Source organism: Adhaeribacter arboris, assembly GCF_003023845.1.
GTDB lineage: Bacteria > Bacteroidota > Bacteroidia > Cytophagales > Hymenobacteraceae > Adhaeribacter > Adhaeribacter arboris.
Genome location: NZ_PYFT01000001.1, coordinates 6153489 through 6177022, shown reverse-complemented (window position 1 = coordinate 6177022; position 23534 = coordinate 6153489). Strand labels below are relative to the sequence as shown.

General features: G+C 42.8%; 13 protein-coding genes. 10 read left to right on the top strand and 3 right to left on the bottom strand.

The genetic code is table 11. The features are described from left to right. Positions 1 to 105 precede the first annotated feature (105 nt). From AHMF7605_RS25055 to AHMF7605_RS25040, 4 genes are all read left to right on the top strand, one after another. Positions 106 to 1785: a GMC oxidoreductase gene (locus tag AHMF7605_RS25055; protein ID WP_106933613.1), complete on the top strand. Its 1680-nt coding sequence runs from the start codon at positions 106 to 108 to the stop codon at positions 1783 to 1785. 27 nt (positions 1786 to 1812) lie between these two features. Next, on the top strand, positions 1813 to 2412 hold the full coding sequence (locus AHMF7605_RS25050; RefSeq protein ID WP_106932699.1) for a gluconate 2-dehydrogenase subunit 3 family protein: 600 nt from the start codon (positions 1813 to 1815) through the stop codon (positions 2410 to 2412). Positions 2413 to 2756: 344 nt separating this feature from the next. Then, positions 2757 to 3212: a cold-shock protein gene (locus tag AHMF7605_RS25045; RefSeq protein ID WP_106932698.1), complete on the top strand. Its 456-nt coding sequence runs from the start codon at positions 2757 to 2759 to the stop codon at positions 3210 to 3212. A gap of 1072 nt (positions 3213 to 4284) precedes the next feature. After that, positions 4285 to 4722 (top strand): PRC-barrel domain-containing protein, encoded by a 438-nt coding sequence (locus tag AHMF7605_RS25040; RefSeq protein WP_106932697.1) that lies wholly within the window; start codon positions 4285 to 4287, stop codon positions 4720 to 4722. Between the two features lie 107 nt (positions 4723 to 4829). On the opposite strand, the gene AHMF7605_RS25035 is transcribed toward AHMF7605_RS25040, so the two are convergent. Next, a complete protein-coding gene (locus AHMF7605_RS25035) occupies positions 4830 to 8255 on the bottom strand; it encodes a HEAT repeat domain-containing protein (protein ID WP_106932696.1) in 3426 nt (1141 codons plus the stop codon). Positions 8256 to 8623: 368 nt separating this feature from the next. On the opposite strand from AHMF7605_RS25035, the gene AHMF7605_RS25030 reads away from it, so the two are divergent. The 6 genes from AHMF7605_RS25030 to AHMF7605_RS25005 all read left to right on the top strand — a co-directional run bounded on the left by AHMF7605_RS25030 (position 8624) and on the right by AHMF7605_RS25005 (position 20588). Next, positions 8624 to 9490, top strand: a complete 867-nt coding sequence (locus tag AHMF7605_RS25030) for a sugar phosphate isomerase/epimerase family protein (protein WP_106932695.1) — start codon at positions 8624 to 8626, stop codon at positions 9488 to 9490. Positions 9491 to 9594: 104 nt separating this feature from the next. After that, positions 9595 to 9867, top strand: a complete 273-nt coding sequence (locus tag AHMF7605_RS25025) for a GNAT family N-acetyltransferase (RefSeq protein WP_106932694.1) — start codon at positions 9595 to 9597, stop codon at positions 9865 to 9867. A 202-nt stretch (positions 9868 to 10069) separates the two neighbouring features. After that, positions 10070 to 14536 (top strand): DUF7619 domain-containing protein, encoded by a 4467-nt coding sequence (locus AHMF7605_RS25020; protein WP_106932693.1) that lies wholly within the window; start codon positions 10070 to 10072, stop codon positions 14534 to 14536. A 340-nt stretch (positions 14537 to 14876) separates the two neighbouring features. Then, positions 14877 to 16487: a M81 family metallopeptidase gene (locus AHMF7605_RS25015; RefSeq protein WP_106932692.1), complete on the top strand. Its 1611-nt coding sequence runs from the start codon at positions 14877 to 14879 to the stop codon at positions 16485 to 16487. A gap of 301 nt (positions 16488 to 16788) precedes the next feature. Then, a complete protein-coding gene (locus AHMF7605_RS25010) occupies positions 16789 to 17844 on the top strand; it encodes a nucleoside hydrolase (protein WP_106932691.1) in 1056 nt (351 codons plus the stop codon). Positions 17845 to 18389: 545 nt separating this feature from the next. Then, a complete protein-coding gene (locus AHMF7605_RS25005; protein WP_106933612.1) occupies positions 18390 to 20588 on the top strand; it encodes an alpha-amylase family protein in 2199 nt (732 codons plus the stop codon). A gap of 292 nt (positions 20589 to 20880) precedes the next feature. On the opposite strand, the gene AHMF7605_RS25000 is transcribed toward AHMF7605_RS25005, so the two are convergent. Continuing rightward, a complete protein-coding gene (locus AHMF7605_RS25000; RefSeq protein ID WP_146153670.1) occupies positions 20881 to 21750 on the bottom strand; it encodes an SMP-30/gluconolactonase/LRE family protein in 870 nt (289 codons plus the stop codon). Between the two features lie 171 nt (positions 21751 to 21921). Continuing rightward, positions 21922 to 23058, bottom strand: coding sequence for an aldose epimerase family protein (locus AHMF7605_RS24995; protein WP_106932689.1), 1137 nt, complete (start codon positions 23056 to 23058; stop codon positions 21922 to 21924). Positions 23059 to 23534 lie beyond the last annotated feature (476 nt).

The following is a 23534-nucleotide window of genomic DNA, read 5'->3' as shown; positions in this document are numbered from 1 at the left end:
ACCCAATTGCTTAAACCTGACTTCAGGTTAACTTTTCCCTTGCTCCAGCATTCTTCTAAAATCGATTTTTTACCAGTTATATTTAATCAGTTTAAAAATATACGCATGGCTACACTAACGTATGATGCAATTGTAATAGGCTCCGGGGTGAGCGGCGGCTGGGCAGCAAAGGAGCTGACCGAAAAAGGTTTAAAGGTCTTAATGCTGGAACGGGGTCACAATGTAGTGCACGTAAAAGATTACGTAAACGCAACCAGAACTCCCTGGGATAACAAGTACCGGGGCTATAAGCCGCAGCAAGCTATTATGGAGACCGCCATTGCTGCCAAGGATAAATCGGTTTATTCCCCGGGCAAGTTTAGTGTTTCCACCGAGGTAGAGGGTGCACCTTATACGCAAACCAAGCCATTTAACTGGTACCGGAGTTATAATGTCGGTGGCAAATCGCTGATGTGGGGCCGGCAAAGTTACCGGTTCAGCGAAATGGATTTTGAAGGGAACGCTAAAGAAGGTATTGCTATTGATTGGCCCATTCGCTATAAAGACCTGGCGCCCTGGTACAGCTACGTCGAAAAGTTTGCGGGCATAAGCGGTAATAAAGATGGTTTACCGCAATTACCCGACGGTGAATTTATGCCGCCCATAAAACTAAACTGCGTGGAGCAGGATATATCCACTAAAATGACCGCCTATTTTAAAGGTAAACGAACCATGATTAGCGGCCGAACCGCTAATTTAACCCAGCCCTTAGGCGACCGCAATTGCTTAAGCCGCAGTAAATGTGCTTTGGGCTGCCCCTATGGCGGTTACTTTAGTACCCAATCCTCTACCCTGCCGGCTGCCATGAAAACCGGCCGCTTAACTTTACGGCCTTTGTCTATTGTAACCCGCCTTTTATATGACCGGGATAAAAAGAAAGCGACCGGAGTAGAAATTATAGATGCCGAAACGAACCAAACCTACCAGTTTAAATCAAAAGTCGTTTTTGTTTGCGCCTCTACCTTAAACTCTACCTGGGTGTTAATGAATTCGGCTACAGAGGTTTGGCCCGATGGCTTAGGTAGCAGCAGCGACCAATTGGGCTATAATTTAATGGATCACCATTTAGGTGTTCATGTTAACGGAGTAGCCGAAGGATTCGATGATAAATACGTTTATGGCCGCAATCCATCCGGTATTTACGTGCCGCGGTTCCGGAATATCAACGGCGAAAAAAGTGATTTTCTGCGGGGCTATGGTTACCAAGGCTCCGCCAGCCGGGGCAATTGGACCCGCAATGTAGCCGAATACAGCATTGGCGCCGATTTAATGGAAGCCATTACCGAACCAGGCAACTGGTCTTTTGGCATGGGAGCTTTCGGCGAAATGCTGCCTTACCGCGAAAATAAAGTTACCCTAAATAAAAAAGATTTAGATAAATGGGGATTACCTACTTTAACCATTGATTGTGAATTAAAAGAAAACGAGCGAAAAATGCGGCTCGACATGCTGGAGGCCGGTAAAGAAATACTGGAAGCCGCCGGCTTGAAAAATGTAACCGGCGGCGACCCGGGCTACAAACCTGGCGGCGCTATTCACGAGGTAGGTACCGCCCGCATGGGCCATGACCCTAAAACATCGGTGTTGAATAAATATAACCAGGTTTGGGATGCCAAGAATGTATTTGTAACTGACGGCTCTTGTTTTACTTCGTCCGCTTGCCAGAATCCTTCGCTTACGTTCATGGCCATTACCGCCCGGGCCGCCGATTTTGCGGTTAGGGAACTGAAAAAACAAAATATCTAAAAATATTAAAGATAAATAAGTAGCACGATGAATAGAAGAGAAGCCATTTCTAAAGTAGCTTTACTATTAGGCGGAACCGTAATAGGCGGCGAAGCTTTCGCTGCCGGTTTAAATCTAAACCCGGATACTAACTCCAGTTCTTTATTTACCCCGGAGGATCAAAAAGTTTTACACGAAATTGGGGGTATTATTTTGCCTTCCATCAATGGCAAACCGGGCGCAAAAGATGCCAACATCGGGGCGTTTATGGCCATGATGGTTTCGGATTGTTATAGTACCGATCAGCAAAAAGTGTTTACTGCCGGGCTCAACCGGATTAAAACCGATTTTAAAGCAACGTACAACAAAGATTTTCTGGCAGGTGATGCCAAATCTCAGCTAGACTATCTAAAGAAATTAGATACCGAGCAGCGAGCTGCCGCAATAGACGTAAAACCGGGCCGGAGAGAGTATCTTACCCTAGATGGTACGCCCGTTCATTTTTTTACCATGATGCGTCAGTTAACCATATTAGGATTTTGCACTTCGAAGATTGGGGCTACAAAAGCTTTACGATACGTAGAAGCACCCGGACGTTATGATGGAAATGTGCCCTACAAAAAAGGAGAAGGTGCGTGGGCCATTTGATAAGTTCGTCGTTTTTCAATAAATTTTAATTATGCCTGTTAAATCAGTTACAAGCACTTTAGAAATTCAGCTATAAAAAATTAACTATCCAAAATAGATTGTTCTTGACCCATTCTCTTTTACCTAAATAAAGAATAAATTATACCTTTTCGTTTATAATTCAGCCCAAAGCATCACAATTGGAACTTAATAGAGAAAATTTATTTTAAATTCTTGAGCGGATGCAGTAGATAAATTGGAAAGACTCTGAAAAAGAAAAGTTTATTTCGTATCTTTATTAAGTAACCACAGCCGACCGTTTGACTCACACACGGCCTTAGCGAAAAAACAATAAATAACAAAGTATGGGCAGATCGCAAGAAACCTTTAACAAAAAAGAAAACGAGAAGAAAAAACAAAAGAAACGGCAGGATAAAGAAGAAAAAAGAGAAGAGCGTAAAGCAAATGCCAGTAAAGGGCAAAGTTTAGATTCGATGATTGCTTACGTAGATGAATTTGGTAACTTCTCCTCTACTCCCCCTGATCCGAAATCAAAAAAAGACATTGCCCTCGAAGACATTCGGATTGGTGTACCTAAACAAGAAGATATACCCGTAGAAACTATCCGTCACGGTATTGTTTCTTTCTTTAATGAATCCAAAGGCTACGGATTTATTAAAGATCAGCAAACGCAGGAAAGCATTTTTGTGCACCAGAACGGTTTAATTGATGCTATCAAAGAAAATAATCTGGTGTCCTTTGAAGTAGAATCTACTCCGAAGGGGTTAACGGCCGTAAAAGTTAAGAAAGCCGTTAAGTAAAACCCTATGCTGGTTGTAAAAGGTAGCTTAAACCTTTTACACCAGGAAAAGGCACCGGTATTTAGGCTCGGTTCTTTATTAAACGAAACATTCGAATACTAAGTACTACTACCGCGGCCGGTATAGCCAGCGCCGACATTATTTTTATTGGATCCATATCGTTAAGAGTCTGTTTGAAAATTAGATTTTAAATAGAAATTTACGTAAGCAACGCTTATAATGTTAGTCGTATTCTCAATTTAACTTTTCCCTTACAATTTTAGAAGCAGCTTTTTTATTTATAATTATTGTACTCTTCGTCGATTACCCGTTTGCTTTAATTATTCTTTTTATAAATCTAATTTGGTCCAGTGTAGTTTAAAGCACTAGTTAGAAATATTTCATGCTAATTACACTAATATAATAAACTACATCTTTCTTTTCGATTAATCTTTCAGTCCTAGCTTTTTCCGGTTAGTAGCTTATCCCTTTGGTTACCAGCAAGATCTATCGAAGCTTAAGTACCAATTGTTTCTGTCAGCCGGCATAAAGGCCACCTGAGATAGCTTTCGGAGAAGTTTTAATAAGTTTGATTATTTCCTGCTGACCAAGGTTACAGATTCCCTCCATTTACTTGCAGCCGAGCTTAATTGCTGAAACTTCCAAAATGCAATTTTTGGTTACTTATTTAAAATAGTAGCCTTTTTGAATTGACCAATCCTAGCACGGGAACATCATTAGAAAAAGCAAAAACAATTCAACCTCCGGGAAGAAGTTTAAGGTTAAAAACTCCTACTTTTGTTACCAATCTAGCTCTGCAATTAAAAAGAAAATAAGCACGAGCGCACCAGAAAAATTCAAAAGTAAGAGCGAATCATAAAGTTGAAAACTGATTATTAGCCGTTAGATATTTAATTTAATCTATTCCTACGTTTTCTTACATTATTGCATTTGGCTGAGAGCCTGTCCGTAATTTTTTAATTTTTTAGTAATACCGATAACAAAATACCTGCTGGAAGATGAATAAAATTTAATCGTTGCCGTATAGGAAAGATATACCATTTAGGTTTTTAACTATCTAATGTATACAACCATGAACGAAAACGATTTAATAAAAGATAACCTTACTGGCCAGAACCAGGAAGGAAGCAATGCCAACTGGCCGGTTAAAATTCTGACGGCCTCTTCCATTATTGGAGATCACGTACATAATGATCAGGGAGAACATCTAGGGAAAATCAAAGATTTAATGCTGGATATTAACCAAGGCACTATTACCTACATTATTATGGAGATGAGCGGCATTTTAGGAATCAACGAAAAATTATTCGCCCTACCATTCGGAGCATTAAAATTGGATGCAGAAAACCAACGGTTTATTCTGAATGCGAATAAAGAGCAGTTAGAGCAAGCCCCCGGTTTTGACAAAGACCATTGGCCGGGCACTAATAGCCACGAATATTACGAAGGAGCAGGTACGTATTGGGGCAATTTTATGGGACCAAGTACCGGTGGTACTGCTTTAACATAATTACTTATCAATCCGGCCATAAAAATTCATTTAAGATTATCCAACAAAAAAGCCTCTCTTTTAGTACGGAGAGGCTTTTTTGTTGGATTATTGTTCTATATTCTGATTTATTCAGACTCTTTTAAAGTTGCCAGAAAGCTTACCACGTCCCGGATTTCTCTTTTCGTCAGGAGATATCGCATTTCGGGCATGCTGGACGGAGAATTAGTCCGTTTGGCAACTTGATCTTTCCGGATGGATGTATTGGGCTGATCGCCGACTTTAACTAGGATCTCGGAATCTGTTTCGCCTTGTAATATACCATTTACTGTTTTACCATTTTTAAGCGCCAAAGTAACTGTTCCAAAGCCAGGAGCTAAACGCGCACTCGGGTTAATAACTGCCTCCAGTAGCTGTTCGCGGGTAAGCCGGTTAGCTACTCCGTTCAGCCGCGGACCGGCATTACCGCCTAAATCATCGTAAGAGTGGCAACGGATACATTGGGCCGTTTGGTGACGGAAGAAAATATTACGGCCTATTTCCGGTTCGCCGCCCAATAAACTGCCTTTGAAAGAAGCCATTAAGGCATCCGGCGACAGTTTAGCTGTAATAGTTTTATGTTGCGCAATTAATTGACGCGAACGGGTACTATCAATAGCTTCTGCTAGTTCTAATTGTACTTCGGGAGCTAAATTTCCGGCCGCCATTTTAGTGAGCAGCTGATCGAAAACTTTCTGCGTATTTTTAACCGGCAGTTTACCCAGGGTTAACAGAGCGGCTTGTTTTTCTTCGGTAGTGCGAGTATTAATTACATCCGAAAGCATGGATACCATTAGATCTGTTTGCATATTGGTTTTTCCTAACAAATCGAGAGCCGCTACCCGCACCGTTTTTTCCTGATCGGAAAGCGCTTGTTCAATGGCCTTACTAATTTGTTTGTCCTGCAAGGCAGCCAGAGCGCGTAACGCTTCTACCCGGATGCCGGCTTCTTTATCTTCTTTCAGACGGGCAAATAACGGCGTCGCTCCTTGTTCTATTTTAAGCTTGCTAATGGCTTTTACCGCGCTCATCCGGATATTTTTATCCGGGTTACTCAACAGTTTAATGTACATGTCGCCGGTTTCAGTTTTAACGGCCACGGGGTCTCTTTGTATCTCGCCCCGTAATCGGCCATCTACCCGATCCAGTACCGAAGGTTTCGCCCAGGTACTTAACGCATCCATGGCTTCGGCCCGCATCGCTATGGGGTTACCTTCTTTCTGCGCGTAATTAACTAGATTTTGCATCGCCTCGGGTGTTCCTACCCGTAGGTTCGCGTTAATAGCCCGACGAATCAGGGCTTCGTTGGTAAAACGCGTGGTAGCTAGCAAATTACCCAAGGCTGGTAAAGCTTCTTTAATAGAAAGATCATCGTTAATAGCCCGCGCCGCTTCGGTAACTATAAATTCATCCTGATCGGCCAGAAAGCTGCTGATTCCGGGATGACTCATCCGGCGAAGGGCTACCACGGCCGCAATGCGCACAGCCCGCGAAGAATGCTTAGCTAAGGCAACTACCGGTTCCGCTTTGCCAATGCGCGCCAGGGCTAAACTACCCGCGTGCCGGATGTAAGCATCCTCATCGTTATTCGCGATTAGCAAATCAATCAGCGGGTTAACCGCCGGTTCATAAGCAATGCGGCCCAAGGCTTCGGCGGCAAAGAAACGGGTGCGGCTATTGTTATCTTTTAACACCGGAATTAAAGCTTTGCCGGCTTCGGCATATTTTACATCCCCCAACCATTTAGCGGCCTGTGCTCGGATTTCCGGATCTTTGTCTTTTAATAAACTTACGAGTGGTTTCGCGTATTTTTTATCCTGGCGGGCTAATTGGCTCATACCCCAAATACCATGTACCCGGGCTAGTTGATGAGTCGTTTGTTTTATATTTTTTTGGAATACGGCGGCTCCTTTTTCACCGCGGGTAGCTAAGGCAAACTGAGCTTTCTGACGCACGCGCATATCCGCATTTTTAAGTAAATCGCCCAACTCATTGTCCGATTTAGAAGTAAAATTAGCGGCCAATAAAGTTTTGGTTAGCTGGCGCTCCGCGGAGTTAGCCTGGCTTTTGTCGTCGAGTTTCCAGATGCGGCCGTTGTTTTTGGTACCCCAGCCATTTATCCAGTCGGCGACGTACATGGCCCCATCCGGGCCAAAATCGATACCCGTACCCAGTACATTGCCCACAATTTTCTTGGTTTCGCCAAGCTCAAAACTAGCGCCTTTCGGTTTTAAGGTAAACGCATGAATACCAGAACGGGCAGCGCTGCCCGTAAACTCCCCGATAAAAAAATGGTTCTTATATTTAGGACTAAGGGCAGTACCGGGATTATACAACATACCGGCCGGGCCGCTCACGAAATTGGCAATAGTAGGCGTAATATAGGCAGCCTGGCCTTCGAAGCGCGGCTTATACATGTTTTCGTCCATCCAGACTTTGTAAGTATTATTATCCGGGTCGCGGTATTTGCCGTACTGCCAGTTGCTGCGCCAGCCAATATCGGCCCCGTTTACAATATATACCAGCCGTTCTTTTTCGCCGGGATGATCGCCGTCGTTATCTTCACTAATCAGGTTGCCGTATTCGTCGAACACAAATTCGTGAGTATTACGGTTGCCGGAAGCAAATACCTCAAAATCGGAACCGTCGGGGTTGCAGCGAACCACTACTCCACTGTTCGGGTATTCCCATTTCTTACCGTCCGGACCTTTGCCGTTAAACCCGATATCGCCGATCTGCCAGTATATTTTCCCGTCGGGCCCTACTTCTAAACCCGATAAACCGTGTCCGCTGAAGCCAATGTGCACGCCAAAACCGGTCATAATCGATTTTTTTTCATCCATTAAACCGTCGCCGTCTTTGTCTTTCAGCTTCCACATATCGGGGGCGGCGGTTACGTACAGTTCGTCGTTGTGCGCCAATACGCCGTGGGCCACATCGGTTACCTCGTCGTTAAAATCTTCTACTACCAACTGCCGGAAATCAGCTACGCCGTCGCCATCCGTATCTTCTACCCGGAACACGTTTTCTTTCTGCACCGTTAAATCGCGCCAGTCGTGGGAGCCGTCGTTGTTTATATCCGGGAGCCAGGTATTTTGGGCACTTAAGTTGGGAGCTAAGGTTTTACGTAAAAAATTCCGCCGGTCTTCCACCGTCTGCATACTAATAGAAGGAATTTCCCAGTTTTGGTGGCCGCGAATATCAAATTCGGAGCTTTTCTGACGGTTGGTGCGAGTATAAAACAAACGACCTTTGTCGTCGATGTCAATCGCAATTGGGTCGGCAATTAACGAATCAATACCCCATACATGCATGCTCAACCCGGCATCTAAAATCGGGTTTTCGCCGGCTTCAATGGCTTTCGCCCGGGCAGCAGCTTCGGCCGGAACCAGGCGGGTTATTTTTTTACCGGTAGGGTCGTCTTTCGTAAACCCAGCTAAAAATAGGGCCGGGGCCAAAGCCGAAATCCAAAAGAGTTTATTATTTTTAGTAAAAGCGGTTAAAATATTTTTCATGCACTCTTAAAAATAAAATATGATTTTACGGGTGAAGATAAGATTGAATTGATTTAAAATGAATAGTCAAACAGGCAGGTATATCTAATTAAAAACTACTTCTAAAAGTAAAACTTATTACTGGTACATTTTAGCAACCTGAAAGTACTCAGCCTGATTAAATAAACCAAGCAATAAGGGAATAGAAGTTTACTCAAAATCTATCCTAATTTTAAATTATAAAATTTATTGCGTAGAGATTGTGGGAATAATTAGTTTGAAATTGAAAAATGCTATTTTTCCAAATGATTTTTTCAGAAACTTCTTTAATTCTATTTTAAACTGAATACCTTTAAAATCATTTTTTTAGTTTAACTCTCCTTATCGGCATGCGTGTACTTATTTGTTTCTTTTTTTTCCTAGTAAGTTTAGGTTTTACTTTCACTGCCGAAGCGCAGAAAATACCGCAGTTGGGCATTGTGGAATCGATGGACCGGGATAGTTTGGTATATGCATCCGGATTTCGCCTGATCGGGGAAACCGTGGGTAAAATGCTGGCTCCTACTTTAACCGAAGAACAATTTCAGGCGAATCTGCAAACCATTAAAAAGGCCAAAACCAAACTTTATTTATGTAACGTTCTTTTTCCGGGAAATATAAAAATTGCCGGCCCCGAAGTAGACGAAAAAAAAGTATTGGATTACCTGGACCAGGTTTTTGCCCGCGCCCATACAGCCGGTGTACCTATTATTGTGCTGGGTAGTGGTGGTTCGCGCCGCTTGCCCGAAGGATATGATACAGAGAAGGCTAAAACTGATTTTGTTGCCTTATGTAAGAAAATGGCCTTAGTGGCTAAAAAACATGCTATTACCATTGCCATTGAAAGCCTGAATAGTACCGAAACCAACTTCCTGACCACCGTTCAGGAAGCCGCCGAAATAGTTAGAAAAGTCGCCCACCCGAATTTTCGATTAAACGCGGATATTTATCACATGCTGAAAGAAAATGAGCCGCCGCAACACATCATCGACGCCGGAAAATTAATCATTCACGTAGAAATAGCCGAAAAGGAAAAAAGAACCCCACCGGGCGTAGTAGGAGAAGATTTCCGGCCTTACCTCCGGGCTCTAAAACAAATTAAATACAAAGGTCCTATTGTTATTGAAGCCAGAATTAACAATCCTACTCAGGAGATACCGGCCGCGTACTCGTATTTAACTAAGCAATTGCAGGAAGTTTACAATGGTAGTAAGTAAAAAAGTACTCTTTTAAGGTAGTAAAACCACTATACAACCTTTTGTAATTGCTTAAGGTGCTCCTTCCTGGGCGTTCTTCGTACAACTACTAAAATTAAAGAAATATGGACATTATCCACGATCCGGATGATTTACGGTTTTACGCAGAAGTAGCTGGGGAAGAAGCCGAACTTACCTATACCTACCCCGAAGATACAGTAATGGACTTAGATTATACTTATATCCCACCCGCGGCTCGAAACAAGGGATTAGCCGATCAATTAGTGAAAGCAGGTTTGGACTTTGCCCGGGAAAGTAATTTTCAGGTTATACCTTCTTGCCCGGTTGTAGAAGCTTACGTTAAACGTCATCCCGAATACCATGATATTGTAATTTAAATCTTTAAGGCTGAAAATATTAGCAGGTACCTTTTAAGTAATTCTGTACCCTTTCTGCATTTACAGGAAAAGAACAGTAAAAATACAGTAGAAGCATTTAGAAGTTATTCTACCCTGTTGCTATTGGGTCTACAATAAAAGGATTTTAATTAAATATATATTTTTAATTATATTTGCATAACCTTATATTAAATAAAGGCTTATGCAAAAATTTTTACTTTCTGTATTCCTACTTATTGTTTCCTTTTCTTTGCGGGCGCAAGTACCGGATTTTAAATTAAACCGAACTTTTGGTACCCCGGTTTTTTTCCCTTATGACATTGCTGTCGATAAAGCCAATTACATGTATGTGTTAGAAAGAGATCAAATTAATAAAATCGACCCATCTGGAACCCTTGTAAAAACCATTGCTTTACATGTAGCAGATCATCCAGGAACATCTGTTTCTTTAGCCTTAGATGAAACAGGAAACATGTATGTATTAAATACTTCCTATTCAGTTATTCAGAAATACAATCCGCAAGGCGAATTATTACTACAATTTGGTGCTTACGGTTCCGAACCTGGACAATTTAAATATCCGAACGGAATAGCGGTAGATAAATCCGGGAATATTTATGTGGCGGAAAAAGAGAATGATCGCATCCAAAAGTTTAATGCTCAGGGAGGATTCATTATTGAGTTTAAGTTACCAAATACACCTTCTGATAATTATAATAATCCAATTGCCCTTAAGATAGGTAAAAGCGGTATAATTTATTTTCTAACTGAAGACTACCGCTTGTTTAAATTAAACAGTAATGGAAAGTTCTTGGAAAGTTTTAAGATTATTGTTCCTGACTATGAAGACACAGATGACTCTGAAAACACCCTGGCTCTGGATGAATCAGAAAACATATATGTATCCAGTGTAAATGAAGGTCGAATACATAAATTAACCTCATCTGGTCAATATTTACTAAGCTTTGGTTCTGTTTATACTGATCGTGGATATTTTACTGGTACTAAGTTAGGTATTACAACTAGCCAAAATGGAGACGTTTATGTCGCCGACCGAACTCACGATAATACTAGTACCATTCAAATTTTCAACTCAACCGGAAAATTTAAAAAGAAGCTAGGTACCTTAGATAACTACATTGACATCACTCAGGATAATCAAGGAAATTATTACCTGTTATCTAATTATAGTAAGTCTTACATAAAAAAGCTTAATTCTTTAGGTCAGTTCATAAATCAATTTGGTTCAGTAGGTGGGGAAGATGAATATAGACCAATGCCAGTTGCCATAAAAGCAGATATTACTGGAAATGTTTACTTATTAGAAAGTGACGATTATTCATCCCGAATTTTAAAGTTCAATAAAGACGGAATATTTCTAACCAAATTCGATGATTTTGGCAATGATGCAGGTCTAAAAAGGTTTTCTGACCTTGCCTTGGATACGCAAGGTAATATGTACGTCACCGATTTTTATGGGGGCTATGTACGCAAGGTAAGTTCATCGGGTAAATTTTTGCGATTAATTTCTTCTCGTGGAGCAGAAAAAGGGAAAGTATATTTACCAAAGGCTCTAACAGTAGATGTAAAAGGCAACATTTATGTTGCTGATTATGATGGAGACCGAATCCAGAAGTTTAACCCGACTGGTGAGTTATTAATGGGAATGAACTCCTCCACTAATTCAGCGGATTTTGTTACTGATTCACCTACCTCCATTGATGTTGATCGTTCCGGAAACGTATACATCTGGAATAGTTTCAATAACTTTATCCGCCAATACGATGCTTCCGGAAAGGAAATTACTAAAATAAAAGGAGCTTCTGGAGCAATATCTATAAATTCTAGCGGCACAAAAATGCTTCTAACATACGGTGCTCTGGTATGGGAATACCTATCGCAAAATGCTACTAAGCAAAGTTTTATTACCGGCAAAATTTACCAGGATACTAATAAGAACTGTCAGCTGGATGCCACGGAAAAACCTTTACCCGGCATAGTAGTTACTGCGGAGCCCGGTCCTTACTACGGCGTTTCGGATGAACAGGGAAGCTATGCCATTCCGGTGGATACGGGCCGCTATATTATTAAAACTATTTTACCGAAAGACGTAGGCAGAACCATAACCCCCACCTGCCCGGCTGTTTTTAATGAGCCCACTTATGTTTCGGGTTATGGAACCCTAACGACCGGTCCCGACTTTGGCAACCAGGTTAGTACTTCTCCGGTACTGAACGTTGAAGTAGCTTCTAACCGGCGGCGACGCTGCTTCCGGAGTACTACCACGGTATCGTACGCTAACACCGGCTTTGCTGCGGCCCGAAACGCGAAAGTTATGGTGCAATTACCGGAATACGTTTCCTTTATTTCGGCCAGTGTACCCTACAGCCGAGATAGTAAAGGCAATTACATTTTTGCAGTCGGCGAACTGCAACCCAACCAGCGGGGCACGATCACGATTATTGATTCGGTTTCCTGCAACGATCCTTCTATCCGGGGCTTAACGGTTTGTACTAAAGCTTGGATTACTCCGGTAAATACTTACCCGGCACCCGCCAACTGGAACAAGGCCGAAATCAGCGTCAACGGTAAAATCACCCAAGACGGGCAGGCACGTTTTGTTATTCAAAATCAAGGACAAGGCGACATGACGGACAGTTTAGCCTTCCGGGTGTTTCAGGATTTTGATTTAGTTTTAAAAAGTAAATACAAATTGGCCGCCGGTGATAGTTTAGTATTGCGGTTTATGCCCACTGGCCGGGTAGTACGGGTAGAAGTAGATCAGCCGGAAGGACATCCTTTAAAAGCAAGTGCGGGCGCCAACGTAGAAATTAAAAGCAAGAACGTGGCCCGCGTGCCCGCTCCACTCATGATGGCTTACCCGCCCGATGATCCGGAACCGGAAATTTCAGAAGATTGCCAGCCCATCGTGGATTCTTTCGACCCGAACGACAAACAAGTAATACCTGCCGGCGTAACTTCAAACCATTATACTCCTACTAATACCCCTTTGCGCTATACCATTCGTTTCCAGAATACCGGTACCGATGTGGCTTACCGGGTAGTGGTAGTCGATACCCTTTCAACGGATTTAGATTTGAGTACCTTGCAGGTAGGAGCTGTTTCGCACGCGTACACCTTAACTATATCGGGCAAAAACAAACCAATTTTAACTTTTACATTTGATAATATTCTGCTCCCGGATAGTTCTAAGAACCAGGCAGGCAGCAATGGGTATGTTCAATTCAGCGTAAAACCAAAAAGCAACCTGCCGCAAAAAATTAAAATTGAAAATTACGCCGATATTTTCTTCGACTACAATGAGCCCGTCCGGACGAATACCACTATAAACCGGATTTTTGACATGCCGCAAACGGTTAACCTGGAAAAGCAACTAAATGCTTCCCAAATCATTAACACCCCGGCTATTACGCAATTTACCCCAAACCAGAGCCGGTCTGGGCAATTGGTTACTATAACCGGCAAACATTTTGCCGCCAACGCCGCCGAAAATACGGTAACTTTTAACGGCGTAAAAGCAAAAGTAATTAGCTCCTCTTCTACTCAAATAATGGTTTTGGTTCCTGCTACCGCTTTTTCCGGTAAAATTAAAGTAATTACTCCCGATGGTGCGGCGCAAAGCGCTACCGATTATATCATCTTCCAACCGCCGGTTATTACTTCTGTTTCGGCAAACGAAGGAAAGCCCGGCGAGCGAATTACTTTAACCGGAAATTATTTTTCGGCGGAATCCCTACAAGATACCGTTCTGTTTAATGGTGTCCGGGCAAAGGTAACTGCGGCTTTGGAAACCAGTTTACAAGTGGAGGTACCGCAGGGGGCCACTTCCGGAAAAATTCTGATTAAGACGAACGGTAGACAGGTAGAAAGTACTCAGCTTTTTCAGATTTGGTACCCACCCGTAATTAAAGAATTTAATCCGGACAAGGGCAAAGCCGGCATAATAGTAACTTTAAAGGGTGATAACTTTGCCGAAGATGCCAACCGCAATAGTGTGCAATTTAATGGTACTTCGGCCGAAGTAATCCAGGCATCCGCCACCCAACTACGGGTAAAAGTGCCTGTTAACGCACCATCCGGAAAGATTCTGGTGCAAACGTCAGGCGGAATAGCCACTACTCTTACCAGTTTTACCTTTATTCCGGCACCCATAATTTACTCTTTTTCTCCGGCCAGTGGGAACGCCGGCACAACAGTTATCTTAACCGGTACTCATTTTAATGCCGATGGACAAACCGATACGGTTCTGTTTAATAATCAACCCGCCAAAATTTTAAAAATCAGCGCAACAGAATTAATAGTGCAGGTTCCCAAAGGAGTTCAATCAGGCAGAATTACCGTTGCCGGGGCGGGAGGAAAAGCTACTAGTAACGAATTTGTAGTTCTAGATTTAAACCCGGAAGATGCCGTCAGCATTTATCCTAACCCCACGCCTAGTACTGTTACTTTAAACTGGTACAAGGCCAATTTTAAAGCTGAAAGCTTAGCTATTTATAATGCGGTGGGCAAGCGGGTAATGCAAAAAGATTTAAAGATTATCCCGAACGATGAACTGCAACTTTCGCTTTCTTTCTTGCCTGCTGGCTTTTATACTTTCCGGATACAATCGAACGAGGGAGTAATATTAAAACGTGTGGTACTCCTTTAAATTTAAATGTTTGCCGTGAAGCGATAAAAATTTATAAAAAAACTAAATCACAAACAGCTAAAAAAGGCTTTTACCCAATTAGAATTATCAAAATTCTAATTGGGTAAAAGCCTTTTTAATTAGGCAAAAAGGGAGAACAAAGTCTCCAATAAGAGTAGGGTTAATAAAAGTTCTTTCAAAAAAGAGGATAATCGCGGCAGTAAAACTTTACTTTAATCCATCTACTGCTGTCTAGGAACTTAAACCAGAACTCTACTGAACTCTGTTTTTCATATTCTACTATTTTTAGCTACTTTTAAAACGAACGGTTTAAAACTGGTTTTCATTTAGAAGTTTTCCTATGAAACTACTACTTACTCAAATTATTTTTATTGGGGCACTTTTTACCTCATCCTTTTATTCTGATTTAGAAAAAAACAAGTCTGCTACCAACTCCCTATTAAGAGAACCCAATTTTTCAAGTAAAGCGCTGCCTCGTATTGCCATTGCCGGTTTAGGTATTGAGTCCAGCACTTTTTCCCCGGCCCGTACTACTGAGGAAGCATTTCACGCCAAATACAGCACAGAGGTTTTTACGTCTTATCCATTTTTATCTACCGATTCGCTGCTCCGGAAGCAAGCTACGTGGGTTCCTACTATCGTGGGCAAGTCCTTACCGGGTGGTGCGGTTACTCGCGAAACATACGAATCATTAGTAAAGAAAACGTTGGATTCGCTTAAAAAGAACGGACCATACGATGGACTTTTCTTTGATATTCACGGAGCTATGAGTGTGGTTGGTTTAGATGATCCGGAAGGAGATTTTATCACCCGCATCCGGAAGGTAATTGGCACCAAAACGCTTATTTCTACTTCCATGGATTTACACGGCAACGTTTCCTGGCGGCTGGCCCAAAATACCGATTTAATTACCTGCTACCGGATGGCACCTCACGAAGATGCCATGCAAACGAAAAAACGAGCCGTATCCAACCTATTGACTCGCTTAGAACAAGGGAAAGGAAAGCCGGCTTACAAAGCTTGGATTCCCATTCCCATTTTATTACCGGGCGAACAAACCAGTACCCGAATAGAACCCGGCAAAAGTATTTACCAAGCCGTGGCGCCGGCGGCAGCACAACCAGGCATTGTGGATGCAGCCATTTGGATAGGATATGCCTGGGCCGACGAACCACGTAACCACGCAGTAGTACTGGTAACCGGCGATAATAAAGCAAAAGTTACCCAAACGGCGGAGCAACTAGCCAAAAGCTTTTGGGATGCTCGCTCTAAATTTGATTTTGTAGCCCCTACGGGCTCTTTAAAAGAAAGTCTGGACCAGGCCATTGCCAGCCAAAAGCACCCATTTTTTATCAGCGATTCCGGCGATAACCCTACTGCGGGAGGAGCCGGCGACGTTACCTGGACCTTACAGCAAATTTTAGCCCGACCAGAATTTAAAATTGAAAACGGGCCTTCGCTTATATATGCTTCTATCCCGGGACCGGACTTAGTAAAAAAAGCTATTGCAGCAGGTGTTGGCGGTAAAGTAGATGGCTTGGCCGGAGCCAAAGTAGATGCCCGTTTTGCTCCTCCTATTCGGCTCAATGGTACCGTAACGGCCATTGAACACGGCGATAAAGACGCTGAAACCGAAGTGGTGGTAAAGGTAGGAAGCGTAAACGTCATTGTTACCCAAAAACGAAAGCCTTACCACAAAGAAAAGGATTTTACCCGGTTAGGTCTTAACCCGCGCCAATCGGACATAGTAGTGGTAAAAATTGGTTACCTGGAACCGGAGCTCTATGCCATGCGGGCCGATTGGATACTGGCACTTACGCCTGGCGGTGTAGACCAGAACCTGGCGCGGCTTCCTTACCGACGCATTAAACGTCCCATGTTTCCTTTAGATAAAAACATGAAAGACCCGGATCTTACCGCAAAACTGGTACCGGCATCGGATAAGATATAAAGAGGTTACATAGATGTTGTGAAAGACTTAACCGCATTGCACCCCACGGCGGATTAGAAGAAAATCGCCTTTAAAAATTGTGAATTAGATAATCCGTATGTTCTGCTTTGCCATTCCTTGCCAGGTTTGCGATCAGGATAGTAATAAATGGTAAACTAACCAAAATTATAATCAGGAATATGTTATTTTTAAATCTGGAGTAAATATTACTCAGGTTTATCGTCATAGGAATGACCTAACAAGCCGGTAATAATCTCTCTAATGATTATTTTACAATTTCATCTCAATCTTAAAAATACAAATGAAGAAAATTACCTTACCTGTGTCTTTAATTATTTGTGGCAGTATTTTATTAGGGTCCTGTCAATCTAAATCCAATAGTTCCGCAACTGAAAACAATGCCACCAGCAACAGTGCCACCAGCGCTACTAAACCCATTAAAATAATTCTGGATAGTGATATTGGACAGGATTGTGATGATGCGGCCGCCATGGCCATAATGCACCAGTTCGCAGATAAAGGGGAAGTAGAAATTTTAGCCACCATGTTTCCGATGCAGGACCCGATGGGAGCGCCCGCCATGGATGTGATTAACACGTATTATGGCCGGCCGGATATTCCTATTGGCACCTATAAAGGTAATTTTAAATACCGGGGCGAGTTGTGGGATCATTACAATACCAAGTTGGCTAACAAATTTCCGCACGATTTAAAAACTGGTAAAGATGCTCCGGATGCCATTGCCTTATACCGGCAGATATTAGCGAAACAAGAAGATACCAGCGTGGTAATTGTAGCGGTAGGTCCGGAACGTTTATTGGCAGATTTGCTAAAATCCGGCCCGGACGATTACAGCCAATTAAGCGGCCGCGATTTAGTTAAGCAAAAGGTAAAAATGCTATCGGTAATGGGAGCCGGTTTTCCGAAAGGCGACGAATGGAATATTAAAATTGCGCCGGACGCTTCTAAACTGGTAGCAGAAACCTGGCCTACGCCTATTGTGTACAGCGGCAATGAAATAGGTCAGGCCATCCGGACGGGCCGCCGCCTACTCACCGAAGCACCCGAAAATAGCCCAGTCCGAGCTTCTTTCGAAAACCACCCGTTTGTAGACAGCGTTACCAAAGACCGCCAAAGCTGGGACCAAACCGCCATGTTATTCGCCGTACAGGGAACCCAGAATAACTGGAAATTAGAAAGTAACGGCTTCAATAACATAGACGAAACCGGCAAAAACGAATGGCGACAGAATACAGATAAAGACCACAGCTACTTAATTTTGAACCGCCCCGCCGCCGAAGTAGCAAAAGTGATTGAAGACTTAATGGTCGCCCCACCTGCCTCAACAAAGAAATAACAAGGTGCGAAACAGTAACAGGCACTATCGGTTACTAAAGTCTAACAAGCTCTATATCACCCCAGAAATTTAGAAAACCCGGCGCAAAATGCCACTTCAAATTATAAATAAAAAGCCTCTTAATGAAAGAGGCTTTTTATTTATAATAAATCCAAACCTACTTCATCCTAATTCTACCCTACTTTATTTTTTGTTAATCAATACAAAAAATCAACGGATTATAACTCTTTAATCGTAGCTACTAGTAAAAGACACCAGTTTAGCTATGGAGGGCCTTCTAAGGTTCCGGTGCTTTAGCATTCCGACGCAGGAGGAAAGGAAGCTTAGACCAGACCGGAAGAGCTAAACGAGGCCTGCCGGCCATGAGGCAAACAGGTTACTTCTCATACCGCATCAGCACCAATGCCTGGAGACGGGAAAAGGCTCCAAAGAAAATTATTAATAAGTTATTTAATAAAAACACTTGAAGTTAAAGTATTTTTATCAACTACTTAATGGTATTATTAGGTTGCAAAATCCCTTTTTACTTTATTCTGTTCCTTGCCATGCATAGAAGAAGTTTTATTAAAAAAACGGCAGTAATCGGAGGAGCCTATGCCATAGCCGGAACAACCACCCTGGCGCATGCGACTAGCCCCCAAGGTACTCCTTGGTTCAATCGTTCCATGCGCTGGGCGCAACTGGCATTTGTAGAAACAGACCCCGGAAATTACGATCCGGACTTTTGGCTGGATTATTTTAAGCGCCTGCACGCCGATGGAGTATTACTTAGCGCCGGCGGTATAGTTGCCTTTTACCCTACCCAAATACCGCTGCATTACCGGAGTGCCTGGCTGAAAGATAAAGATGTACTAGGCTACCTGGTAGCCGGCTGCCGCAAAATGAACATGTCCCTAATTTTGCGTACCGATCCGCACGCTGCCCGGCAAAATGTGTATGAGGCGCATCCGGATTGGATTCATACCAATTTTAACGGCGAAAAGCGGAAACACTGGGCCAATCCGGATTTATGGGTAACCTGCGCTTTAGGTCCGTATAACTTTGATTTCATGAAACAGGTGAATCAGGAAATAATGGCGCGGTACCAACCGGACGCTATATTTTCGAATCGCTGGTCGGGTCATGGCATTTGTTACTGCGAACATTGTAAACGCAACTTCCAAACTTTTTCGGGTAATGACCTGCCCCGCTCAACCACGGGTAATAACAGCACGGCCATGGCTTCCGGCGATAAGAACGACCCTGCTTACCGGAAATACGTGGAGTGGCGCACCGAACGCTTGCGCGAACTCTGGTTTTTGTGGGACAGCGAAATTCGAAAACAAAAAGCAACCGCCCGTTTTATACCTAATGGCTTCCCCGATAAATTAGTTACCGGTAAACATTCCGATTTCTTTTTCGCCGACCAACAGGCCCGGAGCGGAGTAATACCGCCTTGGTCGAACGGCAAACACGCCAAAGAACTACGCGCGACCATGGGCATGAAACCCCAAGTAGGTATTTTTAGTGTCGGCATCGAAGAGAAAAACCGTTGGAAAGATTCGGTACAAGATAATGCCGAGATTAAAATTTGGGTAGCCGAAGGAACGGCCAATGGCTTGTTACCTTGTTTCGTAAAGTTTGGGGGGCAAATCTACGATAAGCGCTGGCTTTCTACCGTCGAAAAGCTATACCAGAATTACTACAAAAACGAAAAATACCTCCGCAACCTCAATCCCTTGGCGCGGGTCGGGGTTGTCTATTCCGAACAAACCGATAAAAACTACGGCGATAAAGAATGGCAAAAAAATTACTCCGATCATAGCAACGGGGTATATCATGCCTTGATAGAAGACCGGCTTCCTTTTGAAATGGTAAACGACCAATTGCTGGACGCGGAATACCTGAAGCCTTTTAAATTGCTGATTTTACCCAATATTGCGGCGCTATCTAAGGCGCAATGTAATCAATTGCAGAAGTTTGTGGAAGGTGGCGGCAGCCTGGTAGCTACCTACACAACCTCGTTGTACGATGAAGCAGGAAAACAGCTCCCGGATTTCGGTCTTTCTAATTTGTTTGGAGTCAGTTACGACCAGGGCGTAGAAGGCCCGATGCAGAATAGCTATTTGCGCTTAAAAAGTGATGCGACTACCGGTAAATTTCATCCGGTTTTAAAAAATCTGGAAGAGGCGTACCGCATTATTAATGCTACGCACCGCGTAAAGGTAAAACCAAATCTTTCTTTCCCGAGCCCGGTTACGCTGGTGCCTTCTTACCCGGATTTACCCATGGAAGACGTTTTCCCGCGCAAACCAGATACGGAAATCAGGGAGCTATACCTGCGCGAAGTGGGAAAAGGACGGGTTGCCTATATTCCCGGTGACCTTGATCGTACTTTCTGGCAGATTCTCAGTTCGGATCACGGCCAGCTCCTGCGGAACACGTTCCGGTGGGCTTTAAACGAAGAGCCAATGGTAGAAGTAAAAGGCCCCGGCGTAATAGATGTAACTACCTGGCAGCAGCAAAACTCCATGACCGTGCATTTGGTAAATTTAACCAACCCCATGATGCTGAAAGGACCCTTCCGGGAGTTGATTCCGGTAGACACCCAGGTGAGTATCCGCGTTCCGGCTAACAAAAAAGTAATCGGCGTACATTTGCTTTTAAGCGGTCAAAAACCTGCTTTTGAATTAAAAAACAACCTGGTTAATTTACAAGTAAGCCAATTAACTGATCACGAAATTATTGCTCTTGATTTAGGTTGATTTATTTCGGTGATAAAACTAGAGATACGTACATTTTTTAGCAGGTTGAAATGCATTTATCTCAATTTTCCGTTTACAGTATTTCTTAAAAGTTAGATGCTGGTTTAACTTGCCAGATTGCGCCACGCAATTCTTGAATAATCGTTTATTAAAAAAATTACCCTAAAAAGCTTCTTTCGTGCAAAAAGCCTTTTAGGGTATTTATTAATTCTAGCCTTAACCAAATCCTTTTGACCGCTTTTATTCTAAAATCATCAATAAAGTACTTTCAACGGCTTCACTTTACGAAAACTTACTTTTCAACCTGGTAGGCTACTACTTTATTCGCGAAGAAGGTAGGAACTAATAATAAGTTTTGCTCCGGAATAAATTCGATATCGGCGGCATTTACTTTTTCGGCCTTGGTATCGAGCAACTTGGTTACCTGGCCGCTGGCGGTTACGTAATTGATTTCGCCGTTCCAGTTAGAGATAATAAAATCCTTGCCGTACGGAATAATGCCGTCGCCGCCGGTTAATCCTTCGGCTATTTTGCGGAGTTCTTTGGTGTTTTTATCCACCTCGTAAAAAATACCGGCCGTCATATCCATCATGTAAAATTTGTTTTGATGCGCCAGTAAGCCGTTGGGTTTTTGGAAATAGTCTTTTTCCAGCCACACTTCGGCCTGGTTATTATTTAAACGGTACACTCTCTTTTTATCGGAGTCCGAAACATACACCACTCCTTGCGCATCTACGGTAATATCGTTTAACATCCCGGCATCGGCAACAGGTATGGTGCGCACCACTTTGGCCGTTTTGGTATCAATTACTACTACCTTGGTCAGGTCGGCGACGTACAAAAGGCCTTTCGATAAACCCAAACCTTTCGGAGAATCCATGCCGCCTACTACCCATTCTACTTTCTGAATATCACCGTTTAAAGAAACCCGGCCAATTGAACCATTACCGTCGGCGTTACCCGCCGGATTATTAATATTAGAAACATAAAGCACCTTATTGGCTTTATCGTACAATACCGATTCCGGCTCTTTTAAGGTAGCTGAAGTTTCCCACTTTTTCGCTAAGCTTACGGTTTGGCCCAGTACCAGGCTATTCCCCGAAGTTAAACCAAACAGCAGGGCGCCGAAAAAACAAGTTTTAATTAATTGCATTCTGTTCATAGAATTAGTATGGGTTAAAAGGTTTATATTCAGAAGTAAAAATCAAAGTTTGGAAGAAAAGTCATTCTTTCATTTAGGGACAATAATCCGGAATTTAGGGCCGGAATAAAAGGGTAAATACCTTAAATGTAAAACTTTCGGGGTAAATAAGCTCAGGGGTAAACCGATTATCTACTTCGCGGATAATTTATATACGGTAGTCGATTGGTAGGTTTCACCGGGCCGCAGGGTGGTAGTCGGAAAATTCGGATGATTAGGCGAATCGGGAAAATGTTGGGTTTCGAGGCACAAGCCAAAACGAGTAGTATAAGGTACCCCTTCTTTGCCTTGAATTTTACCGTTTAAATGATTACCGGTATAAATTTGCACGCCCGGTTCGGTGGTGTACATTTCCATAAACCGGCCACTTACGGGTTCGTAAACGGTAGCCCCCAATTTTAATTTCTTCGACTGATCGTTAAAAACCCAGCAATGGTCGTAGCCGTGGCCGTATTTAATTTGCGTATCGGTGGTGTCGTTGATGCGGTTACCAATAACGGTGGGTTTGGTAAAATCGAAGGGCGTACCCGCTACGGACTTTAACTCTCCGGTCGGAATTTGCGTGCGATCCGTGGGCAGAAATTTACTGGCAGGTAGCATGAGTTCCTGGTTTAGAACATCCCGTTTCATCCCGCTCAAATTAAAATAAGCGTGGTTGGTGAGATTTACTACGGTTACTTTATCGGTAGTAGCTTTATAATCAATGCGCAGAGCGTTGTTTTTTTGTAAGGTATAAGTTACCTCCACCGCCAGCGTACCCGGGTAACCTTCTTCGCCGTCCGGCGAGGTATATTGTAACTTTAAGGCCGGTTCGGGATTATTCACAAGGGTAGCAGCCCATACTTTTTTATCAAAACCTATTTTTCCGCCGTGCATGTGGTTCCCGCTGCCGTTGGTAGTTAAAGTATATTCTTTGCCATCTAGTACCATTTTGCCTTTGGCAATCCGGTTGCCGTAGCGGCCAATGATAGGTCCGAATACTGGGGTACCTTTTAAATAATCGGCGAAAGTGGGTACGCCTAAGGTAATATATTCCTGCTTACCGGTTCTATCTGGAGCCTTCCAGGTAACGATATAGCCGCCGTAATTGGTTATTTTAACTTCCATGCCGGCAGTATTAGTCAGAGTAAACAAATGCACTTCCTTTCCATCCGGCATTTTACCAAATATTTCTTTTGAAATGCCGGCTTTTGGTTTAACTAATTTTGGAAAAATAAAAGCGAACAAAAAAATACTACTGGCAAACAGAAAAAAACTCAGAATTTTCATAGTTAGGCAGTTTAGGCAAGGTAATATACTAAAATATTTTACAGAATTGTGGAATTGAATCTTAATTCAAGATAAGTTCAGACTTGGTAAAAGTAAATTACTCACCACCTGAACCGTATTATTTTTGCTGTTTCAGTTATTATCACCTGAAACCAACTAATTCATCTTACCCATCATGCTTAGTAATAATGAGCCGATGCTAACGGAGCATCCGCAGTTTTTTACGGTTACTTTATTTGGAGCGGAAGCATTTGTTAAAGCCTGATAAACACAAGGATAGAATAATGGGTAGCTTAAAATTTTTGGTGCTCCAGCAGCGTTTCAAATTGTATGGTTTTATTATTATACCAACTACTTGCCTATAATCTGGCAAAAGCGCGAAAATATAAAATCATCTGATGGGCAGCGGGATTATCTAAAATTTACCGCTCTGCAAATTAAATTTGACTTACAACAATATCACCCTTCTGGATTAG